The sequence below is a fragment of the Clostridioides sp. ES-W-0016-02 genome, assembly GCF_020641035.1.
In the GTDB taxonomy this organism is placed as follows: domain Bacteria; phylum Bacillota; class Clostridia; order Peptostreptococcales; family Peptostreptococcaceae; genus Clostridioides.
On sequence record NZ_CP061361.1, the window covers coordinates 1631484 to 1650579 of the forward strand.

General features: G+C 27.1%; 18 protein-coding genes and 2 other annotated features. Of the genes, 15 read left to right on the plus strand and 3 right to left on the minus strand.

The window, feature by feature from the left end:
- Window positions 1-555: 555 nt before the first annotated feature.
- On the minus strand, window positions 556-1122 hold the full coding sequence (locus IC758_RS07885; protein WP_227432977.1) for a MarR family winged helix-turn-helix transcriptional regulator: 567 nt from the start codon (window positions 1120-1122) through the stop codon (window positions 556-558).
- Window positions 1123-1402: 280 nt separating this feature from the next.
- Here IC758_RS07885 and IC758_RS07890 point away from each other — a divergent pair, with 280 nt between their 5' ends.
- The 5 genes from IC758_RS07890 (at window position 1403) to IC758_RS07910 (ending at window position 7240) form a co-directional block, all read left to right on the plus strand.
- Window positions 1403-2344: an alpha/beta hydrolase gene (locus IC758_RS07890; RefSeq protein WP_227432979.1), complete on the plus strand. Its 942-nt coding sequence runs from the start codon at window positions 1403-1405 to the stop codon at window positions 2342-2344.
- Window positions 2345-2471: 127 nt separating this feature from the next.
- On the plus strand, window positions 2472-3683 hold the full coding sequence (locus IC758_RS07895) for a helix-turn-helix domain-containing protein (protein WP_227860863.1): 1212 nt from the start codon (window positions 2472-2474) through the stop codon (window positions 3681-3683).
- Between the two features lie 298 nt (window positions 3684-3981).
- The gene (locus IC758_RS07900) at window positions 3982-4779 is read left to right on the plus strand and encodes a 3D domain-containing protein (RefSeq protein WP_227432982.1); all 798 of its coding nucleotides are present in this window, start codon (window positions 3982-3984) and stop codon (window positions 4777-4779) included.
- A 110-nt stretch (window positions 4780-4889) separates the two neighbouring features.
- Window positions 4890-5480, plus strand: coding sequence for an SGNH/GDSL hydrolase family protein (locus IC758_RS07905; protein ID WP_227432984.1), 591 nt, complete (start codon window positions 4890-4892; stop codon window positions 5478-5480).
- Between the two features lie 62 nt (window positions 5481-5542).
- The gene (locus IC758_RS07910) at window positions 5543-7240 is read left to right on the plus strand and encodes a phospho-sugar mutase (protein WP_227432985.1); all 1698 of its coding nucleotides are present in this window, start codon (window positions 5543-5545) and stop codon (window positions 7238-7240) included.
- Between the two features lie 295 nt (window positions 7241-7535).
- On the opposite strand, the gene IC758_RS07915 is transcribed toward IC758_RS07910, so the two are convergent.
- Window positions 7536-7712 (minus strand): hypothetical protein, encoded by a 177-nt coding sequence (locus IC758_RS07915; RefSeq protein ID WP_227432987.1) that lies wholly within the window; start codon window positions 7710-7712, stop codon window positions 7536-7538.
- A gap of 255 nt (window positions 7713-7967) precedes the next feature.
- Here IC758_RS07915 and IC758_RS07920 point away from each other — a divergent pair, with 255 nt between their 5' ends.
- Window positions 7968-8396: an HTH domain-containing protein gene (locus IC758_RS07920; RefSeq protein ID WP_227432988.1), complete on the plus strand. Its 429-nt coding sequence runs from the start codon at window positions 7968-7970 to the stop codon at window positions 8394-8396.
- A 138-nt stretch (window positions 8397-8534) separates the two neighbouring features.
- Here IC758_RS07920 and IC758_RS07925 read toward each other — a convergent pair whose 3' ends face one another.
- Entirely contained in the window at window positions 8535-8729 is a 195-nt protein-coding gene (locus IC758_RS07925; RefSeq protein WP_227432990.1) for a DNA-directed RNA polymerase, read from the minus strand.
- Between the two features lie 626 nt (window positions 8730-9355).
- Between IC758_RS07925 and IC758_RS07930 the strand changes: the two genes are divergently transcribed.
- The 9 genes from IC758_RS07930 to IC758_RS07970 all read left to right on the plus strand — a co-directional run bounded on the left by IC758_RS07930 (window position 9356) and on the right by IC758_RS07970 (window position 18916).
- Window positions 9356-10195 (plus strand): YihY/virulence factor BrkB family protein, encoded by an 840-nt coding sequence (locus tag IC758_RS07930; RefSeq protein WP_227432991.1) that lies wholly within the window; start codon window positions 9356-9358, stop codon window positions 10193-10195.
- A gap of 129 nt (window positions 10196-10324) precedes the next feature.
- Entirely contained in the window at window positions 10325-10945 is a 621-nt protein-coding gene (gene dhaL, locus IC758_RS07935; protein ID WP_227860864.1) for a dihydroxyacetone kinase subunit DhaL, read from the plus strand.
- A gap of 55 nt (window positions 10946-11000) precedes the next feature.
- Complete coding sequence (locus IC758_RS07940) at window positions 11001-12002, plus strand: dihydroxyacetone kinase subunit DhaK (protein WP_227482369.1); 1002 nt, start codon at window positions 11001-11003, stop codon at window positions 12000-12002.
- A 23-nt stretch (window positions 12003-12025) separates the two neighbouring features.
- Window positions 12026-12910, plus strand: coding sequence for a 3-hydroxy-5-phosphonooxypentane-2,4-dione thiolase (lsrF, locus tag IC758_RS07945; RefSeq protein ID WP_227432997.1), 885 nt, complete (start codon window positions 12026-12028; stop codon window positions 12908-12910).
- A gap of 44 nt (window positions 12911-12954) precedes the next feature.
- The gene (locus tag IC758_RS07950; protein ID WP_227432999.1) at window positions 12955-13266 is read left to right on the plus strand and encodes a hypothetical protein; all 312 of its coding nucleotides are present in this window, start codon (window positions 12955-12957) and stop codon (window positions 13264-13266) included.
- Between the two features lie 116 nt (window positions 13267-13382).
- Window positions 13383-14318: a sugar-binding transcriptional regulator gene (locus tag IC758_RS07955; protein ID WP_227433000.1), complete on the plus strand. Its 936-nt coding sequence runs from the start codon at window positions 13383-13385 to the stop codon at window positions 14316-14318.
- A gap of 127 nt (window positions 14319-14445) precedes the next feature.
- Window positions 14446-16299 (plus strand): ATP-binding protein, encoded by a 1854-nt coding sequence (locus IC758_RS07960; protein ID WP_227860865.1) that lies wholly within the window; start codon window positions 14446-14448, stop codon window positions 16297-16299.
- 80 nt (window positions 16300-16379) lie between these two features.
- Window positions 16380-16620 (plus strand) — a binding site (T-box leader).
- Window positions 16621-16689: 69 nt separating this feature from the next.
- Window positions 16690-16928, plus strand: a binding site (T-box leader).
- An 84-nt stretch (window positions 16929-17012) separates the two neighbouring features.
- Window positions 17013-18230: a homoserine dehydrogenase gene (locus tag IC758_RS07965; RefSeq protein WP_227433002.1), complete on the plus strand. Its 1218-nt coding sequence runs from the start codon at window positions 17013-17015 to the stop codon at window positions 18228-18230.
- Window positions 18231-18343: 113 nt separating this feature from the next.
- On the plus strand, window positions 18344-18916 hold the full coding sequence (locus IC758_RS07970) for a hypothetical protein (protein ID WP_227860866.1): 573 nt from the start codon (window positions 18344-18346) through the stop codon (window positions 18914-18916).
- Window positions 18917-19096 lie beyond the last annotated feature (180 nt).

Sequence of the window (19096 nt, forward strand, 5' to 3'; positions counted from 1 at the left end):
TAAAGGGATAATAGAACTAATAGATGAGTGGACTGACCAGATTGGTCTGCATCATGTGATGGGTGTATTTTTTTATTCGAAAATGCAACTGGAATCATTTCTGTGTGGCGACTAAGAGTGAAAAGCAGAAATTCCTATCAATTCTCTCCCTTTCAGGCTGGAAGTAGAGTGAGAATTGATGAAGCCATTTGAAATTTCAGACAATCATAGAAAACCAGTTTGGTTACATCTATAGATAATTCATCTATGTATTTTAATGTAAGAATAAGCTTATAATGTTTGAGAATCTTATCTAAGCAACTTACTATAATCTGATTTTCATAATCTCGCATGATTTCAAGTTCAATGACCTTAATACAGTCAACAAAAGACTATAAAAGTTATTCAAATTTATAAAAGGATAAATAGATTTAACGGCGATTTTGCAAAAACTAAAGTCGCCGTTTTCATGTTTTGATTTATATTATACAAATATCTATATTTCAAACCTCCATCTTTAATCTCATGAGCATTTAAAAATATTGTGATATTATAGATAGCTTTTTCATTATAATATTAATCTTTTTTATTTACTTTATTTCTTCTTCTTGAGAATTCTTTAAGTGCTTCAGCTTTAATTTTATCAAGTTCTTCATCCTCCATAAAATTAGCATCGTCTTCAAATCCATCTTGTTCTTCGCCATTAAAACGATACATTTTTTTTAGTAAACTCCACAAGGTTTCTAATTCGTCTTGAGTAAACTCATGAAATACATCTGCCATAAAATTTATTCCAACTCTACTACATTTAATCATGACTTGTTTTCCTAAATCGGTAACCTTTACATTAATTGCTCTTTTATCATTTGGGCTTGGAACTACCTGAACATATTCATTTTTTTCAAGGTTAGCAACTATTCTATTTATATTTTGTTTACTTGTACCCATTTTTCGTGCAATATTATTTAATGTTGTTTCTTCTTCTGGTAAGTGAAGAATAGATAAAATAGTCATATATTGTCTTGAAGTAAGTACATCAAAATACTTATCGCCTTCTATTTGTATTTTGTTTGTAAGAGTAAAAAGAGTTGCATATGTTTGATTCATTAGAAACAATTCTTTCAATTCATTTGAATAATCCATAAAATATCTCCTTTGTATTTAGATACTATTTTGACGAAAACAGAATATCACGAATTGAATATAATGTCAATATGATGTCCAAGTATAGTTAAATGTTCTCTCTAAATAATTAATATTCAATAACTAAATTATTATATAGTTATTTAGAGCAACACTTGTATAGCAATTTATGCTAATAATTAATAAGTAAGAAACTTATATAGAACGTTTTGACTTGAAAATTGTAGTAATATAGTATATAAGTTAATATGTTGAATAAATTCAGGCTGGAGGAGTAATTATGAAGTGTACAAATTTTACTTTCAAGGGAAAAGAAGATTTAGATATATATACATATAAATGGGAAGATGAAAGTATAGAAAACCCAAAGGCAATTGTACAAATTGCCCATGGAATGGCAGAAACTGCACAACGGTATGAAGTTTTTGCTAAAGAGCTTACTAAAAATGGATATATAGTATATATAAATGACCATAGAGGACATGGAAAAACCGCAAAGACAGTAGAGAATGTTGGGCATCTAGCTGAAAAAGAAGGTTTTAGATGCCTTGTAGAAGATATGAATACTTTAACAAGTATTATAAAAAAGGAAAATAAAGATTTGCCAATTTATTTATTTGGGCATAGTATGGGGTCATTTGCGAGTCAAAGATACATAATGGATTACAGTGATAATTTATCTGGTCTTATATTATGTGGTTCAAATGGAAAACAAGGTATTATTCTAAATTTTGCTCATCTAATAATTAATCATGAGATTAAAAAGTATGGAAGAAATTCTCGAAGCAATAAAATAAATGATTTAATATTTGGTGGAGAAAGCATAAGAAGAAATAAAAATACTAAATTTGATTGGTTAAGTAGAGATAAAGAACAAGTTGAAAAATATATAAATGACCCATTTTGTGGGGTGGTATGTACTTGTGGCTTTTTTTATGATTTAGTGCAAGGATTAAAAGAAATAGAGGATAAAGAAAACTTAAAAAAGATACCACTTGATATTCCTATTTATATAATATCTGGAGATAAAGACCCTATAGGTAAAAATGGTAAGGGTGTTTTAAGGCTAAGGGATAGATATATAAAATTAGGAGTAAAAGATGTAACATGTAAACTCTATAAAGATGGAAGACATGAATTATTGAATGAGATAAATAAAGAGGAAGTTTTTGAGGATGTTATTTGTTGGCTAAATGAAAAATGGGAATTTTGTAGTCAATGAAATAAGCTTTTAACTTATAATTTAACCAATAGTTAAATTATAAGTCTTTTGTTAACTTTGCCTCGATTTACTAATAAATGCTTTTTTAATATACTTAAATTAAGAGATATACATTAAGGAGGTATATATGCGAATTAAAATAGGTGAAGTCATACAAACATTGAGAAAAGAAAAAAGTTTAACACAAGAACAATTAGCAAAGTTTATAGGAGTGTCAACACCAGCAGTATCTAAATGGGAAAGTGGAAACTCTTATCCAGATATAGAACTATTGCCAGTATTAGCAGATTTTTTTAATGTATCTGTTGATAAACTTTTAAACTATAAAGTAGATTTAAGTGAAGAAGAAGTAATGAAAGTCTATAAAGAACTAGAAGCAACTCTTGCTAAAGTAGAAATTGATTTATTAATAGAGGAACCATTAGAAGAATTTAAAGAAGATTTAGAATCTGTAGAAAGACTTGCTAATATGTATATGGAGAAATATCCTCAAAGTTATCTGCTAAAGTTAAAAATAAGTTCGCTATACCAAATGTATTCATATAAATTTGGTAAAGATAAATTCAATAGTAAAATTAAAGAAACAACAAATATTCTTGAAGATATAGTTAGAAATACAGATGATATTCAGATCAAAGAAACAGCGCTTCTTATTTTATCAAATGCATATTATATGTTAGACGATTACGAAAAGGCAGAATTATATTTAAATATGATACATAAAGCAATAGGAGACACAAGTGTTAATTTAGCTATGATATATTTAAGTCAGAATAGATTGGATAAAGCAGAAACATTACTTCAAAATAAATTATTTAGCGATGTATTTAATGCAACTCTGGATTGTAAAGGATTAATTAATGTATGTAAAAATAAATATAAAGAATTAAAGAAAGAATTAGATGATGGAAGCTATAACAAAAAAACAACAGAAAAAGAAATGGAATATATAAAAAATAAATCATTAGGATATGCAAATATATCTTTAGAAATAAAGAAGAAATTTAGTGAAAATAGAGGAGCTTTTTTTGGAATATACATGGACTACATAGAGTTATCTTTAAATTTCTTATTTTTTAATATGAAAGAAGAAGCTAAAGAAGCTTTATATGGTTTAAATGAAATATTAGAAAAATATCACCTACATGAAAGTTCAGATACAAGTCAAATGATGTTTTTTGATAAAGTAAAATCTAGAAATTCATATACTTTTAATGTATATACTAATCTACTTATCATGTTTAATGATAATAGTTTTAATGAATTAAGAGAAGAACCAATTTTTGAATCTATAATTAAAAAGGTTTCAGAATTGGAGAAAATGTTAAAAGATAAATAAATGTTTAGTGTGACGAACTAAAATTAGTAAATAAAAAGCTGGAAATCAGGATACTTAATAAAGTAAATATCTTGTTTCTAGCTTTTTATTTGCATGAAATAAGTTATCAAACATAGAGATTTAATTTGTATGAAATAAGTCATTAACCGTAGAATATAAAAAAATTATGAATAAAACAAATTTAGAAGTTACAAAAAAGTTACATAAATTTAGAAAGTTATAATATACATATATAATATAAGATTAAAACTGTAATAAATAAGTTAATTTAAAATTTGAACATGAAAGGGGAAATATTATGGAGAAAAGAGAAAAGAAAATAATAATATCATCTTTATTAAGTGTATCAATTTTAATGAGTTTAGTAAGTATATATTCTATATTAAATAAAGAAGAGATAAGTCTAACTGTTAAAGGCCAAGAACAAAAAGTGTCTTCATTTAAAAAGACAGTTGAAGAACTTTTGGATGAACAGGGAGTGAAATACAATTCTGAAGATAAAATTAATCCAAGTTTGAATACAGAATTAAAGGATAACATGAAAATCAAGGTTGTTAAAGTAACTAAAAATCAAAAAGAAGAATTTGAAAAAATACCATTTGACACAAAACATATGAATGATAGCAATTTAGTAAAAGGAAAATCTAAAGTCTATCAGGAGGGAATAGAGGGAGAGAAAAAACTAGTCTATAATTTAACTTACCATGATGGAAAGCTAGTCAAAAAAGTCTTATCAAAAGAAGTGATTTCTAAAGAACCAACTACAAAAATTATAAAAAATGGAACTAAAGAAAAAGTATTAATTGCATCAAGAGGAGCAAATACAAGAGGAGGAAAACATATGAGAGTAGTTGCTACTGCATATGCAGGAGATACTATAACATCTACTGGTACAACACCAAGATGGGGGGTAATTGCAGTTGACCCAAATATAATACCATATGGAACAAAAGTATATATACCTAGATTAGGTATGACATTTGTTGCAGAAGACTGTGGAGGTGCAATTAAAGGGAACAGAATAGATATATTTATGAATAGTGAAGGAAAAGCATCTAATTGGGGGAGACAGAGTCTAGATGTATATGTGTATTAATTTAGTGAATATAATAACTTTACTTAGAAGGAAAAAAAGTATAAAATATGAATTAATTAAACTGTTAGATTATTCTTAAAACAGAAAAAACATAGCTAAGGGGGGATAAGATGAAAATAGTCTGCTTAGGAGACAGTTTAACATATGGATTTGGAGTATCACGAAGTAATTCATGGACAAACATTGTGAGTCAGGAGACTGGTTTAGAAATAATAAATAAGGGTATAAATGGTGATACAACAAGTGGTATGTTAGTTAGATTTAATGAAGATGTTTTACAGAATTCTCCCGATATGGTTTTTATAATGGGTGGTACTAATGATTTTATTGCTGGAGCAGGAAATGAAGTTATTAATTCTAATATAATGGCTATGGTACATCAAGCATATGCAAAAAATATTATACCAATAATAGGTATACCACTGAGACCAGATATTCCAAATGTTAGGGAAGATTGGAGTAGCTTTACGGATTTTAATACAGTATCAAAAAAGTTAGAGTCATATAATTATTGGATAAAAAAATTTAGTGTGACATTTAATACTGATTTTGTAGATTTTTATTCTGAATATAATAAGAGTATGGAAAAAGAAGGATATAAAAAATTATATTTTGATGGATTACATCCAACTAAGGAAGGTCATAGAATAATTGCAAATATTTTTATTAAGTCAATTAATAAGTATATAGAAGAGTCATAATTATATAAAAAAGGTTTATCTATGCAATTATAATAAATGGATAAAATAGGGAGGATTTTATTATGGATTATACTAAAACTTATGAAGAATGGGTAAAGAGTTCATATTTTGATGAAGATACAAAACTAGAATTAGATAAAATAAAAGATAATGAAAAAGAGATAGAAGATAGATTTTATAAAGATTTAGAATTTGGAACGGCTGGTCTTAGAGGTGTAATTGAAGCAGGAACTAATAGAATTAACAAATATACAGTTAGAAGAGCTACTTTTGGATTGGCAAACTATATACTAGAAAATACTACAGAGGAAGAAAAAAATAGGGGCGTAGTAATAGCTCATGATAATAGGCATAAATCTAGAGAATTTTGTATAGAATCTGCAAATACATTAGCAGCGTGTGGTATAAAGGCATATATATTTGATAGTTTAAGAACTACTCCAGAATTGTCCTTTGCTGTTAGAAATCTAAATGCAATAGCAGGGATAGTTATAACAGCTAGCCATAATCCACCTGAATACAATGGATACAAAGTATACTGGGAAGATGGGGCACAAGTTATGCCAGATATTGCAAATGCAATAACAGAAAAAGTAAATAGCATACATGATTATAGTATAATACCAACTTTAAATGAAGCTAATAAAAATTTAGTAGTCTTATTGGACGAAACACAGGATACTGAATTTATAGAAGCTGTAAAAAGTCAAGTTATAAGAAAAGATTTAGTAAAAAGCGTAGGTAAAAATTTTAAAATAGTTTATACACCTCTTTGTGGAACTGGCAATATTCCAATAAGAAGAGCATTAAAAGAAGTAGGATTTGAAAACATATTAGTGGTTCCAGAAGAAGAAAATCCAGACCCAAATTTTGCAGGGCTTGACTACCCAAATCCAGAAGAGAAAAAAGCTTTAAACAGAGGAATATTGCTTGCAAAAGAAAAAGGAGCAGACCTTGTAATAGCAACTGACCCAGATTGTGATAGAGTAGGTGTAGCTGTAAGAACCACTACAGGGGAATATGTATTACTTACAGGGAATCAAATTGGTGGAATGTTGACACACTATATAATAGAAGGCTTAAAAGAAAATAATCAATTAAAAGAAAATCCTACAATGATAAAAACTATAGTTACATCAGAATTTGGAGCGGATATAGCAAAAGAAAATAATGTTGATGTACTAAATGTTCTTACAGGTTTTAAATTTATTGGTGAAAAAATAAAATTATTTGAAGAAAATAAAGATAGAAATTATGTATTTGGATATGAAGAAAGTTATGGTTATTTAGTTGGAACTCATGCAAGAGATAAAGACGGTGTTGTTTCATCATTATTAATATCTGAAATGGCAGCATTTTACTATTCAAAAGGCATGAGCTTATATGAAGGCTTAATAGAACTATATAAGAAATATGGATTCTTTAAAGAACAGACTATATCTTTAACTTTAAAAGGTATAGAAGGTGTGGAAAAAATAAAAGAGATAATATCTTATTTTAGAGAAAATCAAATTGATTGTATAAATAATATAAAGGTAATTGATAAAAAAGACTACAAAAATGGTGTAGATAATCTCCCTAAATCTGATGTTTTAAAATATTTCTTGGAAGATGAGTCTTGGGTAGCTATAAGACCATCTGGGACAGAGCCAAAGCTGAAATTTTATATAGCTGTAAAAGGAACTAGTGATGCTGAAGCAGATGAAAAGCTTAGAGGTTTAAAAGAATATATAGATATTATGGTATCAAAATTAAAATAAAATAGACTAAATTGCTACATAAAAGAATAATAAATAAGTATTAAAGATGCAATTTTATTTGTATTTAAATAAAAGCATTATAAAAAACTGGTTGACATTTAACTGAAAGTTAGCCAGTTTTTTAATTAAAAAGTATTTTACGAAAATTATTATTTTAATTATTTGTTTTGACAGCTTTTGTTATATTTGTAATAAATGATTTATTAAATTTTATACAACAGTATATTTTCTTAGTATGTAAACTTTAAAGACATTTGTTTTGAAAATAGATTTATTTTTCATACTTACTACTAATCTATCTTAGTCTTGTATAATAATATAAAAATAAAACAATATATACTATAGGTAATAAGAGTAATACTTTTAAATCAAGGTCAAAAGTATTAGTATAAAATGCAAATATGAGTGCTAATAATACAATTATTAAGTTTGGGATTGTTTGAAAGAATGCTTGTTTTGCTCTTTTATTCATTGTATTTCCTCCTTGTAAATATTAATATTTTAAAATGTTTTTCATAAAATAATCAGTAACTTATATTTGATTTTCTTAATCAAAGTATAACAAGAGAATAAGAATAAAGAGTTACTAAAATATTACAATAAGAAATAAAGAAACAAAAAAGTTTATATTTCAAGTTTTTAAAATTTCTTTATTATAATTGAGACTATTTAAGTGTGATATAATAAAAAGATGCTTACTAATTTTACTTGGAGGAGTTTAACTTATATGGAAGTAAAAAAGATTGATAGTGATTACATAGAACCTTTACTTAATAAATTAATTGATGAATATCACATAAATGAAGATATTTTATCAAATTTGATTAAAATAGAATCAGAAAAACTAAGAAATTATAAAAAATATGAAAAAGAATTTACAGCAGATTTAGACGTATGGGCAAGATGGATAAATTTTGTTTTGCAACTCGAATATACTATAGATGTTGATTCAGATTCTAGGCTTAGAGGTATTTTAAGTTTACTAATTGAGATATATGAAATTAATATTGAATTTATAGCTAAAGTTGCACATGTTGAAGAACAATATTTGGTAGATTTTATAAATGGAGTAGATTATGTGCCAACAGAAGTAAAATACAGTATATGTGCTACTGCTATGAATCTGAGTTTAATATTTAAAAATAAGGAAATATAAAGAGCTAAATAAATAGAATAGATTATAATATATATTTGTATTAATCTACCTTAAATACCTTATGAAGTTATCTATATATAGAAAAAGCACCTATAATTAAAAGGTGCTTTTCTTATTTATACAATTTATATTGTGTCTTTATCCTATTTGTTTTATTAAAGCTTTTGCAGATTTAATCTTTGATTTTTCATTAGTTTTTTCTAATAAGTCTAAAGCACAATTAGTACAAATATTTACTTCATTACAACTATCTTTTTCAGAGTAAGTTATATACTTATTCTTAGATTTGTCTATCTTGTCTCCACAATAATTACATATTATAAAGTTACTCATATTTTAAGACCTCCGTTTTATTTATTTTTGAATATAAAAATATTATATAAATAGAATTTGCATTAACAATTAATGTAAAATTTGTATAATTCTGAAAATTAACTTGTTAAAATTATAGCAAATTTGCAACTTTACTTTTAATTATAATGTATTTTATTCAAAAGATAAACATTATAACCATAAATACTTAACTTTTATTACATATTTCTTAAATTATAAGCATAAGATTAATATTGATTTGATATAATCAATAATTGTTTAAGAAGAAAATATAATAAATTTAAAAGTTACCCTGCTAATACTAGTTTGTTTAATATTTTTATTTGTTGTTACTTTAAAAAACCTTTTTGTGTTGTCAATTCAATTAGAAAATACATCTCGAATTTTATCCTTTTAAATTAATACCACTAGAAGCTTGTATATAATCATAATTATAGTCCAATAATATATATTTAATTCAAGATTATACTTTTTATTTTCAGTGATTAAAAAATTAAAATATTAGTAGAATTATTATTTTCAGCTTTTATTTACTTTATTTTTGTTTAAATAATTATATTATGGTATGAATCTGAGTATAATTAATATTGTATAATGAAATTAATATTAGAGAAAAGGGGATATTTATGTTTGGGATAGATAAGAAATTAATTGAATATATAGTAGCAAAATCTAATTATAGTGAGTTAAGTTCAAAATCAGCAGAAGTATCTTTTTTCTTAATGTTGTCTATATTTCCTTTTTTAATATTTACAATAAGTTCTATAGCATATATACCAGTTCTTCATTTAAATAAATATATAGCCTTATTTAGAAACATGATGCCAGAGAGTGCTTTTGATGTATTATCTTCAATTATAGTTTCTGCAATAGACAATAGAAGTTTAAATTTTTTAGCTGTCAGTTTTGTACTTACGATGTGGACATCTTCAAGGGCAGTAAAAGCACTTATTAAAGGAATGAATAGAGCTTATAAAGTTAAAGAAACTAGGTCTTTTTTAAAAATCTTATCTATATCATTTTTATTTACGATTATGCTTTTGGTATTGATTTTTTTATCTATGATATTTTTGGTTTATGGAGAGAAGATAGGTTATTTTATTTTTAACTTTATAGGATTAGATGAGATATTCATAAAAATATGGGATATTCTAAGATACACTGTAGGTATTGCAACAATAATAGTAATATTTACATTTTTGTATAAGTATACACCTAATAAGAGTTTGACTATGAAAGAATCTGCTCCAGGTGCTATTTTTGCTACGTTTGCTTGGTTTGTAGTATCATTTTTCTATTCTTATTATACAAACTATTATGCTAACTATGAAGTAATCTATGGAAGCATAGCTGAAATAATTGTACTTATGACATGGATATATTTTAGTAGTTGGGTTATTGTTGTAGGTTATGAATTAAATTCAAGATTGTATTTTAGAAAGATAAGAAATGAAATGTTAAAGTAAAATATTAAAATAAAAATTGGTATTTGATATTGCAAATGTAAATTTTGTAAAAACGTTTTCTAAAAATAATTTACATTTGTTATTACATATGATAATATTGAGTTAAGATATTGGTAAGGAGATGATTCAATGTTGTCAACAGTTACATGGAGAAAAATGCTAATAAGTGCAGCAGAAATATTAAAAGAAAATAAGATATATTTATGTGAATTAGATGGTATAGTTGGAGATGGTGACCATGGAATTACTATAGATAGAATAGCTGATTGTATGAGAAAAAGGGCTCTAGAAGAGCATGATGATGATAGTATAAAATCAATTAATGAAGATTTGAGTACTTTATGTATGAATGTAAATGGAGGGTCAGCAGGACCTTTATGGGGAACTATATTTGAGGGAATGGCTGAAGGAATAGAAGATAAAAAAGAACTTAAAATAGAAGAAGTAAAAGATATGTTTATTGAAGCAAGAGAAAATTTATCTCTTATTTCTACTGCTAAAGTAGGTCAAAAAACACTAGTAGATGCATTATACCCAGCAATAGATGCTATGCATACTATTGAAAGTGACAACATAAAAGATGTTTTTAAAGTGGGTTATGAGAAAGCAGTAGAAGGCGCAGAAAGCACTAAAACTTACATAGCAAAATTTGGACGAGCAAAAAGTATAGGGGAAAGAAGTTTAGGGCATATGGACCCAGGCGCTGTTTCTATATCATTAATGTTTAAAGGTTTATATGACGCATTATAAAAGAGATTAACACAGCAATTAATCAATATAACAAATTTAATAGGGGGAATTTATCATGTCAATGAAAAAATTTATTAACCAACCAGAAGATTTAACTAGAGAAGTTTTAGAAGGTTTAGAACTTTCAAATTCGGAGTTACTAAGAGTTACAGATTCAAATTTAGTAATAAACAAAAAGTTGGAAGAAGAAGACAGAGTAACAATAGTTACTTTAGGAGGAGCAGGTCATGAACCAGCTTTGAGTGGATTTGTTGGAGATGGAATGGTTGATATAGCTGTAGTCGGAGATGTATTTGCCGCTCCAGGACCAAATTCTTGTTTAGAGGCTATAAAGATGGCAGACAAAGGGAAAGGTGTATTATTTGTAGTTCTTAATCATGCAGGAGATATGTTGACAGGAAACCTTGTTATGAAACAAGTTAAAAAAGAAGGATTAAATGTTAGAAAAGTTGTTACTCAAGAAGATATAGCAAATGCACCGAGAGAAAATAGTGATGATAGAAGAGGATTGGTTGGATGTATACCTTTATATAAAATAGCTGCAGGGGCTGCTAAAGAAGGAAAATCTTTAGATGAAGTTGCAGAAATAGCACAAAAATTTGCTGATAATATGGCAACTATAGCTGTTGCATGTAAAGGAGCAACTCATCCATCTACAGGTATGGTAATTTCTGAACTTGGAGAAAATGAGATGGAAATAGGAATGGGGCAACATGGAGAAGGTGGAGGTGGACGTATGGAAATGAAGTCTGCTGATGAAACTGCTGAAATAATGACACAAGCTTTAATAAAGGATTTGGATATCGAAGATGGTGAAAAAGTAATGTTAGTAGTTAATGGTTCAGGAGCTACTACTTTAATGGAAATGTTAATAGTTTATAGAAAGTGCCATAGAATATTACAAGAAAAAAATATAGAAATAGTTTCAAATTGTGTTGGAGAACTTTTGACTACTCAAGAAACAGCTGGATTCCAACTATTTATAGCTAGAATGGATGATGAATTATTGAGATACTTCAATTCACCATGTAATACGCCTTACTTTAAAAAAAATTAGACTAAATTAAAGGGAGATAAAAAATGGCAGATAAAGATGGAATAATATTACCAAAAGATTATGGAATAGGGATAAAACCACCTCAACAAAGTTTTTATTTAAAAGGAATGGACAATGTAGATTGGGGAATGAAAAATAGATTATCAAAGATATTTAATCCTAAAACAGGAAAATCATTGATGTTAGCTTTTGACCATGGATATATAATGGGTCCTACTCAAGGATTAGAAAGATTAGACCTTTCAATACCTGAACTTATAGAAGATGCAGATTGTCTTATGGCTACAAGGGGAGCTTTAAGAACGTGTATAAATCCCACTCAAGATAAAGCTATAGCACTTAGATGTTCGGCTGGTAGTTCCGTACTCAGAGAGGATATGAGTAGGGAGGTTATAGGAGTTGATATAGAAGATGCTATAAGAATGAATGCATCATGCCTAGCTATACAGACATTTATGGGGGCTGAAGGTGAGTGTAAGGCTATAGAAAATTTAGTCAAAACAATAGATATGGGAAATAGATATTCAATACCAGTTTTGGGTGTCGTTGCAGTAGGTAAAGAGATGGAAAGAACTGCAAAATATTTTCTATTAGCCACTAGGATGTTAGCTGAATTTGGAGCAAGTATAGTAAAGACTTATTATTGTGAGGATTTTGAGAAAATAACATCTGCTTGTCCAGTTCCAATAGTTATAGCAGGAGGGAAAAAAGTTCCAGAAAAAGAAGCGTTAGAAATGGCTTATAGAGCTATAAATGAAGGAGCAGCAGGAGTTGATATGGGAAGAAATGTATTCCAATCAGAAAATCCAAAAGCTATGATAAAGGCAATAAAGGCTGTAGTTCATGAAAACAATACTCCAGAACAAGCATACAAGTTATTTGAAGAATTAAAAGAAGAGTATAAGTAGTATAAGTTTAATATATAGGTTTTAATATAATTGGAGGGGAATTTATGGAATTTGTACATATAGGTGTTATAACAGATAAGCCACAAGAGCATGAAGAGTTTAATGAAGAATTGAAGGTGTATATAACAGACCCAAAATACACAGATTTCAAATATGAATATTTAAGATTTGTTGAAGGAAGTCCACTTCCAGAAATAATGCAAAAAAATCCTCATGTTGCATATAAAGTAAAAAATATGGACAAATATCTGAGTGAGAATGAAGTAATTGTAGAACCTTTTAAAGTAGGAGATAACTTAAAATGTGCATTTATAATTAATGGTGGTTTTATAATTGAATTAATGCAAGAATGTTAATAATTAAGCTAAAAAGCCCAGAATTTTTCTGGGCTTTTTAAATTTTTTATACAACTTGACAAATTTTATCTAATGAGATAATTTTATCTTAGAATTAGCTTTGAAAGGATGAAAATATGACTATTGAAAACGAAATGTTGAAATTAGTAGAAGTATCAAAAATGTATTATGAAGATAATAAAACTCAAGCAGAGATTGCAAAAATTTTAGGAGTATCAAGACCATTGATAAGTAAAATGTTAAATAAAGCAAAAGAAATTGGAATAGTAAAGATAGAGATTAGGGAACTATTTTCTAGTAATGATTTGCTGATGAATCAGATGAAAGAGATATTTAACATTAGAGGTGGACTAATAGTACCAGAAGCTAAAACCGAATATATAACTCAACAAACTATACTAAGTCATGGAATAAAATATATAAAAGAAGAATTACCTAAGGTTAGTAATGTCGGTATAGGATGGGGATATACTATAGGTAATATAATAGAAGAAATACAAAAGAGTGAGGATACTTTTACGTTTAAAGGAGAAGTATATCCATTGGTTGGAATGGCTAACATACCAAATAAAGGATATCACCCTAATGAATTAATATCTGTATTTTCAAATAGTACAGGATTTAGTCCTGTATTTTTATATGCGCCTGCATTTCCAACTAGTAGTGAAGAGCGAAATATCTATTTGAAAACTGAAAATTATCAGAGTATGGAGAAAAAATGGGATAATATAGATACAATAATTTTATCTGTTGATAATTATCCTCAGGTTCCAGACCAAGCTACTGCGATTAGATTTGGAAAGAAGCTTACAAAAGAAAAAGCAATAGGTTCCTTTTTATCTTATTATTTTAATAAAGATGGAGAAATAATTAAAAGTGATAGTGATTATGTCATACAAATACCTCTTGAAAAATTAAAAAAGGCAAAAAAAGTAATAGCTATATGTTCAGATTCTAGTATAGATTCAATAACAGGTGCACTGAAGACTGGATACATAACACATGTCATTACCGATGAAAAAAAAGCGACACAAATAATTATAAACAAATAATAAATTACATAAAATTAAATTTATTTGAAAATATTTGTTATGAAATATGTTATAATTAATAGAAAAATGTCATATAATTACTTAAGAAGTATTATTATAAATAACATTGAGAGGTCGTGGTTAGGATATGGATATCCATAATAAATATGTGAATTGTATAAAAAATATACCTGTGCCTTTTTTATACTGTAAGATTATAAGAGAACATGAAGATATAGAATATAGAGTGGAATATATAAGTAAAGGTATGAGTCAAGTATTGAAACTAGAAGAGGGAATTTGTGATAAAGATATATTAGATGTATTACCTATATTTAGAGCAAAAAAATATTCTAAAGAGTTGTTCTCAGATAATATAGATTGTATAAAAAGATATATTCCAGCACTTAAAAATTGGATAAACATAAGAAAACAAATAGTTGGAGATTCGTACGTAGTTTTGTATTTTAGTAAAATAGTATTCGATTATAGACAGATAATCGATTCATTTGATAAAAAAGAAAAATTAGCTTATGTTAAAGATGAAGAAGGAATATATATAGATTGTAGTGAAAATTTAATATCAATATTAAATAACAAAATTAAAACTACAAAAGATATATTTGGAAAAAACGATATAGAAGTATGGGGAGAACGAACTGGGAAATTATTTAGAGATGACTATTTAGAAGGAATATCTAGTAAAAAAAGATTTTTACAAAAACTATTTGAATACGAAGAAACATTTTTTATGGTTGAAAAATATTTCTTATATGATGAAAGTGAACTTTTAGGTACTATAGGAATAATAGATAATATAATATACAGTGGATATAATAATAAAAACTATGATTCAAAAAACTTAATGAAGATGATTGAACATTCAATACCAGAGAATATGTTTTATAAAGATGTATATGGAAATTATATTGGATTTAATTCAGGATTTTTGAATCTAGCATGTATGAATAAAGAAGAATTACTAGGTAAGAATAGTCATAAGTTATCAACAGAAGAATCTCTTATAGACAAGATATGTAAAAGTGATAAGGATGTAGTTGAAAATAAAAAGATTGTTACATTTGAATCAAATATGACTATACATAACGAAAATAAATGTATTGAGATTACAAAAAGACCATATTTTGATAGTTATGGTAGTGTCATTGGAATAATTGGTACAGCAAGAGATATAAGTAGAAGAAAAAAACTAGAAGAAGAGATGGATAAAAATAGAATGGAGTTTTTTGCAAATCTATCTCATGAACTTAGAACTCCTATAAATTTAATATCATCTTCATTACAAGTAATAGAAAAGAAAGAGGGAGACTTAATAGAATCAAATGATACTCTAAAAAGAAATCTAGGTATAGTAAAACAAAATGGAAATAGAATATTGAGATTAGTAAATAATGTTATAGATTTTACAAAAATGCAGTCGGGATATTTGGATTTTAAGCCAAAAGAGTCTGATATAATATCATTTGTGGAAGAGATATGTATGTCTGTAGCTGATTTTGCAAGTCAAAATAATATACAACTTACATTTGATACAGAAATAGAGGAATTTTCAATGTTATTTGATTCAGAAAAATTGGAAAGAATAATATTGAATTTACTTTCTAATGGAATTAAGTACAACAAAGAAAATGGGAAAATAAATATATTTTTATATGTGAAAGATAATATGTTTGAAATGAAAATATCTGATAGTGGTATAGGTATACCAAAAGAAAAAATAGATAAAATATTTAATAGGTTTGAACAAATTGACAATGAACTTTCTTATAGAGTTAAAGGCAGTGGAATTGGGCTTTCATTAGTGAAATCTTTAGTTGAATTACATGATGGTAGTATATCTTTAAAAAGTCAACTTGGTGTTGGAAGTGAATTTATTGTCTCGTTGCCAGTTAGAAGCAATAATAGTGAAAAATGCAATTATAAAAGAGAGCTCAGTAGTGAGCTAAGTAAAAAATTAGAAATAGAATTTTCGGATTTATAGATTAAGTATAAAAAATAAAATTAAAAAAACTATTGACAATTTATTTGTAAGGGTTTAAAATAAATTACAATATAATAAATAAAAAAGCGATGAATAGGAAGAGTAAATCTAATTCGATTATCAGAGAGAAAAGTCCATTGGCTGAAAGACTTTTTAAATTAGAGAGATTGAAAACTACCTAGGAGCTACTTTCTGAAGTTATCTATATTAATAGATTTTAGTAAGAATAGTCGTTAACTACGTTAAAGTTTAAAGTGGGTTTTCATAAAAAATGAAAACTAAATTAGGTGGAACCGCGGGAATTATACTCTCGTCCTTATATTATAAGGATGGGAGTTTTTTGTTATTTAAAATATTATTTGAAAGTATAAAAAGGAATTATAAAAAATTATAAAAGCGATGAATAGGAAGAGTAAATCTAATTCGATTATCAGAGAGAAAAGTCCATTGGCTGAAAGACTTTTTAAATTAGAGGGATTGAAAACTACCTAGGAGCTGTTATCTGAAGTTACTCTAAAAAGAGTTTTAGTAAGATTAACCGTTAACTGCGTTAAAGTACAAAGTGGATTTTGTCAATAATTGACAAAAATCAAATTGGGTGGAACCGCGAGTATAGACTCGTCCCTTTATATAGGGATGGGTCTATTTTTATTACAATAAAAGATTGAAAATTAAAAAAAATCGGAAAATTATAAATTTAGGAGGAAAATAAAATGCAAAATAAAGTGAAAATTGGAGTACTAGGATATGGAACTGTAGGAAGTGGACTTATAGATATAATAGATAATAATAAAGAGAAAAGAAATATAGAAATAGTTGGAATATTAGTTAATAATTTAGAAAAGCATAAAGAAAAAAAATACTCTAATATAATAACTAATAATATAGATGACATATTTGAGAAAGATATAGATATATTAGTTGAAGTTATGGGTGGTTTAGAACCAACACTATCTTATATAAAAAAAGCATTAAATAATAAAATTCATGTTGTTACAGCAAATAAAGATTTACTAGCTGAATGTGGAGATGAACTTGCAAAATTAGCTAGTGAAAATAAAGTAAGTATTAAATTTGAAGCTTCAGTTGCTGGAGGGATACCAGTATTAAAGCCAATAATAGAATCATTAGAAGGAAATAATATAGACAGCATAAATGCTATTTTAAATGGAACTACTAACTTTATATTATCTAAAATGTATGATGAGGATTTGTCTTATGACATGGCATTAAAACAAGCTCAAGAATTAGGTTTTGCTGAAGCAAACCCAGAGTCAGATGTATTAGGATATGATGCTGCTAGAAAGCTATCAATATTGTCAACTCTAGCTTATGATAATAGAGTATACTGGAAAGATGTGTATCTAGAAGGAATTACAGATATAGATGAAAAAGACATAGAATATGCTAAAAAACTAAATTGTAAAATAAAATTAATTGGGCAAAGTAAATATGAAAATGATAAAGTAAGTGCATTTGTTAGACCTGTTTTAGTGGAAAAAGATAACATACTTGCTAGAATAGACAATGAGTTTAATGCTGTCATAGTAAATGGAGATTCAGTAGGAGAAGTTTCTTTTGTAGGTAAGGGAGCTGGAAGTCTAGCAACAGGAAGTGCAGTTTACTCAGATGTTATTGATATAATAGATAACAGAGTTTCTAGTATAGATTCTTTTACTAAAGATAGAATACAAGTAAATAAAATAGTTAGAGAAAAATGTGGAGCACTTCTTAGATTTAAAAAATGTAATAAAGATGAAATATTGAATATAGTTGGAAATTGCTTAGTAAACTATGATATTTTAAATGATGATGATGAGCTTGCTATTATGGTTTATGCTGACTCTGAGTATGAAATAAATAACAGTTTATGTCTAATAAAAGACAAAGGATATTGTGAAAAAATGAATAAAATGTTGAAAATAAGCTAAAAAGAAAAGAATATAGGTTTCTATGTAACATATTTTGGAAATTTTAATACTATATAGTATGAGATGAAACAAAACATCTCATAAAAAATTAAAATTAAAAGGAGATATGCTATATGGGAAATAATAAATGTTCAGGAGATTGGTATAGAAGAAGTTATTCTACATCAAGATGGTTCCAAGATGATAATAATTCATGGGATAGAGACAGAGATAGAGATTGTGACAGAGATAGAGATTGTGACAGAGATAGAGACAGAGATAGAGATTGTGACAGAGACAGAGACAGAGATTGTGACAGAGATAGAGACAGAGATAGAAATTGTGATAGATTTAGAAGAGAAGCAGAAAAAAGAGAAAGAGAAGCAAGAGAAGCATTCTGTGAAGCTGAAGAAAGAGGAAGAGAAGCAAGAAAATTTGAAAATGAAGCTAGAAAAATGTGGGAAAAAGCAGAAAAATCTTGGAATGAACACTCAGCTTATAATTATCAAGGTATAGAATCTCTAGAAGAGTCTAGAAGATTCTTTGACGAAGGTATGGAATGTGAAGCTAGAAGAAATGGAAACAACCATAATAACCATGATTGTGATAGATGTAGATGTCATAAGTGTAATTGTGACAGATGCAAATGTGACAAATGCAACAAATGCAAATGTGATAGATGTAATTGCAATTGCTGTAGAAGATAAAAAATTTCATTGACAAATTAATAGTTAAAATATATCATATTATGTATAATAAAGAGAAAATTCAGAAAGATTAACTGAAATATAGTATAGTTATTAGACAAATAGTGCTCAGTCAGTGAGGTGAGTACAATATGATTAAACTCCTATCCTCTAGTTATTGATAGAGGGTGGGAGTTTTTA

Bases quoted from the DNA above. Each gene is read 5' to 3' on its own strand.
- IC758_RS07885 (WP_227432977.1), bottom strand. From the start codon at position 1,122: ATGGATTATTCAAATGAATTGAAAGAATTGTTTCTAATGAATCAAACA.
- IC758_RS07890 (WP_227432979.1), top strand. From the start codon at position 1,403: ATGAAGTGTACAAATTTTACTTTCAAGGGAAAAGAAGATTTAGATATA.
- IC758_RS07895 (WP_227860863.1), top strand. From the start codon at position 2,472: ATGCGAATTAAAATAGGTGAAGTCATACAAACATTGAGAAAAGAAAAA.
- IC758_RS07900 (WP_227432982.1), top strand. From the start codon at position 3,982: ATGGAGAAAAGAGAAAAGAAAATAATAATATCATCTTTATTAAGTGTA.
- IC758_RS07905 (WP_227432984.1), top strand. From the start codon at position 4,890: ATGAAAATAGTCTGCTTAGGAGACAGTTTAACATATGGATTTGGAGTA.
- IC758_RS07910 (WP_227432985.1), top strand. From the start codon at position 5,543: ATGGATTATACTAAAACTTATGAAGAATGGGTAAAGAGTTCATATTTT.
- IC758_RS07915 (WP_227432987.1), bottom strand. From the start codon at position 7,712: ATGAATAAAAGAGCAAAACAAGCATTCTTTCAAACAATCCCAAACTTA.
- IC758_RS07920 (WP_227432988.1), top strand. From the start codon at position 7,968: ATGGAAGTAAAAAAGATTGATAGTGATTACATAGAACCTTTACTTAAT.
- IC758_RS07925 (WP_227432990.1), bottom strand. From the start codon at position 8,729: ATGAGTAACTTTATAATATGTAATTATTGTGGAGACAAGATAGACAAA.
- IC758_RS07930 (WP_227432991.1), top strand. From the start codon at position 9,356: ATGTTTGGGATAGATAAGAAATTAATTGAATATATAGTAGCAAAATCT.
- dhaL (WP_227860864.1), top strand. From the start codon at position 10,325: ATGTTGTCAACAGTTACATGGAGAAAAATGCTAATAAGTGCAGCAGAA.
- IC758_RS07940 (WP_227482369.1), top strand. From the start codon at position 11,001: ATGTCAATGAAAAAATTTATTAACCAACCAGAAGATTTAACTAGAGAA.
- lsrF (WP_227432997.1), top strand. From the start codon at position 12,026: ATGGCAGATAAAGATGGAATAATATTACCAAAAGATTATGGAATAGGG.
- IC758_RS07950 (WP_227432999.1), top strand. From the start codon at position 12,955: ATGGAATTTGTACATATAGGTGTTATAACAGATAAGCCACAAGAGCAT.
- IC758_RS07955 (WP_227433000.1), top strand. From the start codon at position 13,383: ATGACTATTGAAAACGAAATGTTGAAATTAGTAGAAGTATCAAAAATG.
- IC758_RS07960 (WP_227860865.1), top strand. From the start codon at position 14,446: ATGGATATCCATAATAAATATGTGAATTGTATAAAAAATATACCTGTG.
- IC758_RS07965 (WP_227433002.1), top strand. From the start codon at position 17,013: ATGCAAAATAAAGTGAAAATTGGAGTACTAGGATATGGAACTGTAGGA.
- IC758_RS07970 (WP_227860866.1), top strand. From the start codon at position 18,344: ATGGGAAATAATAAATGTTCAGGAGATTGGTATAGAAGAAGTTATTCT.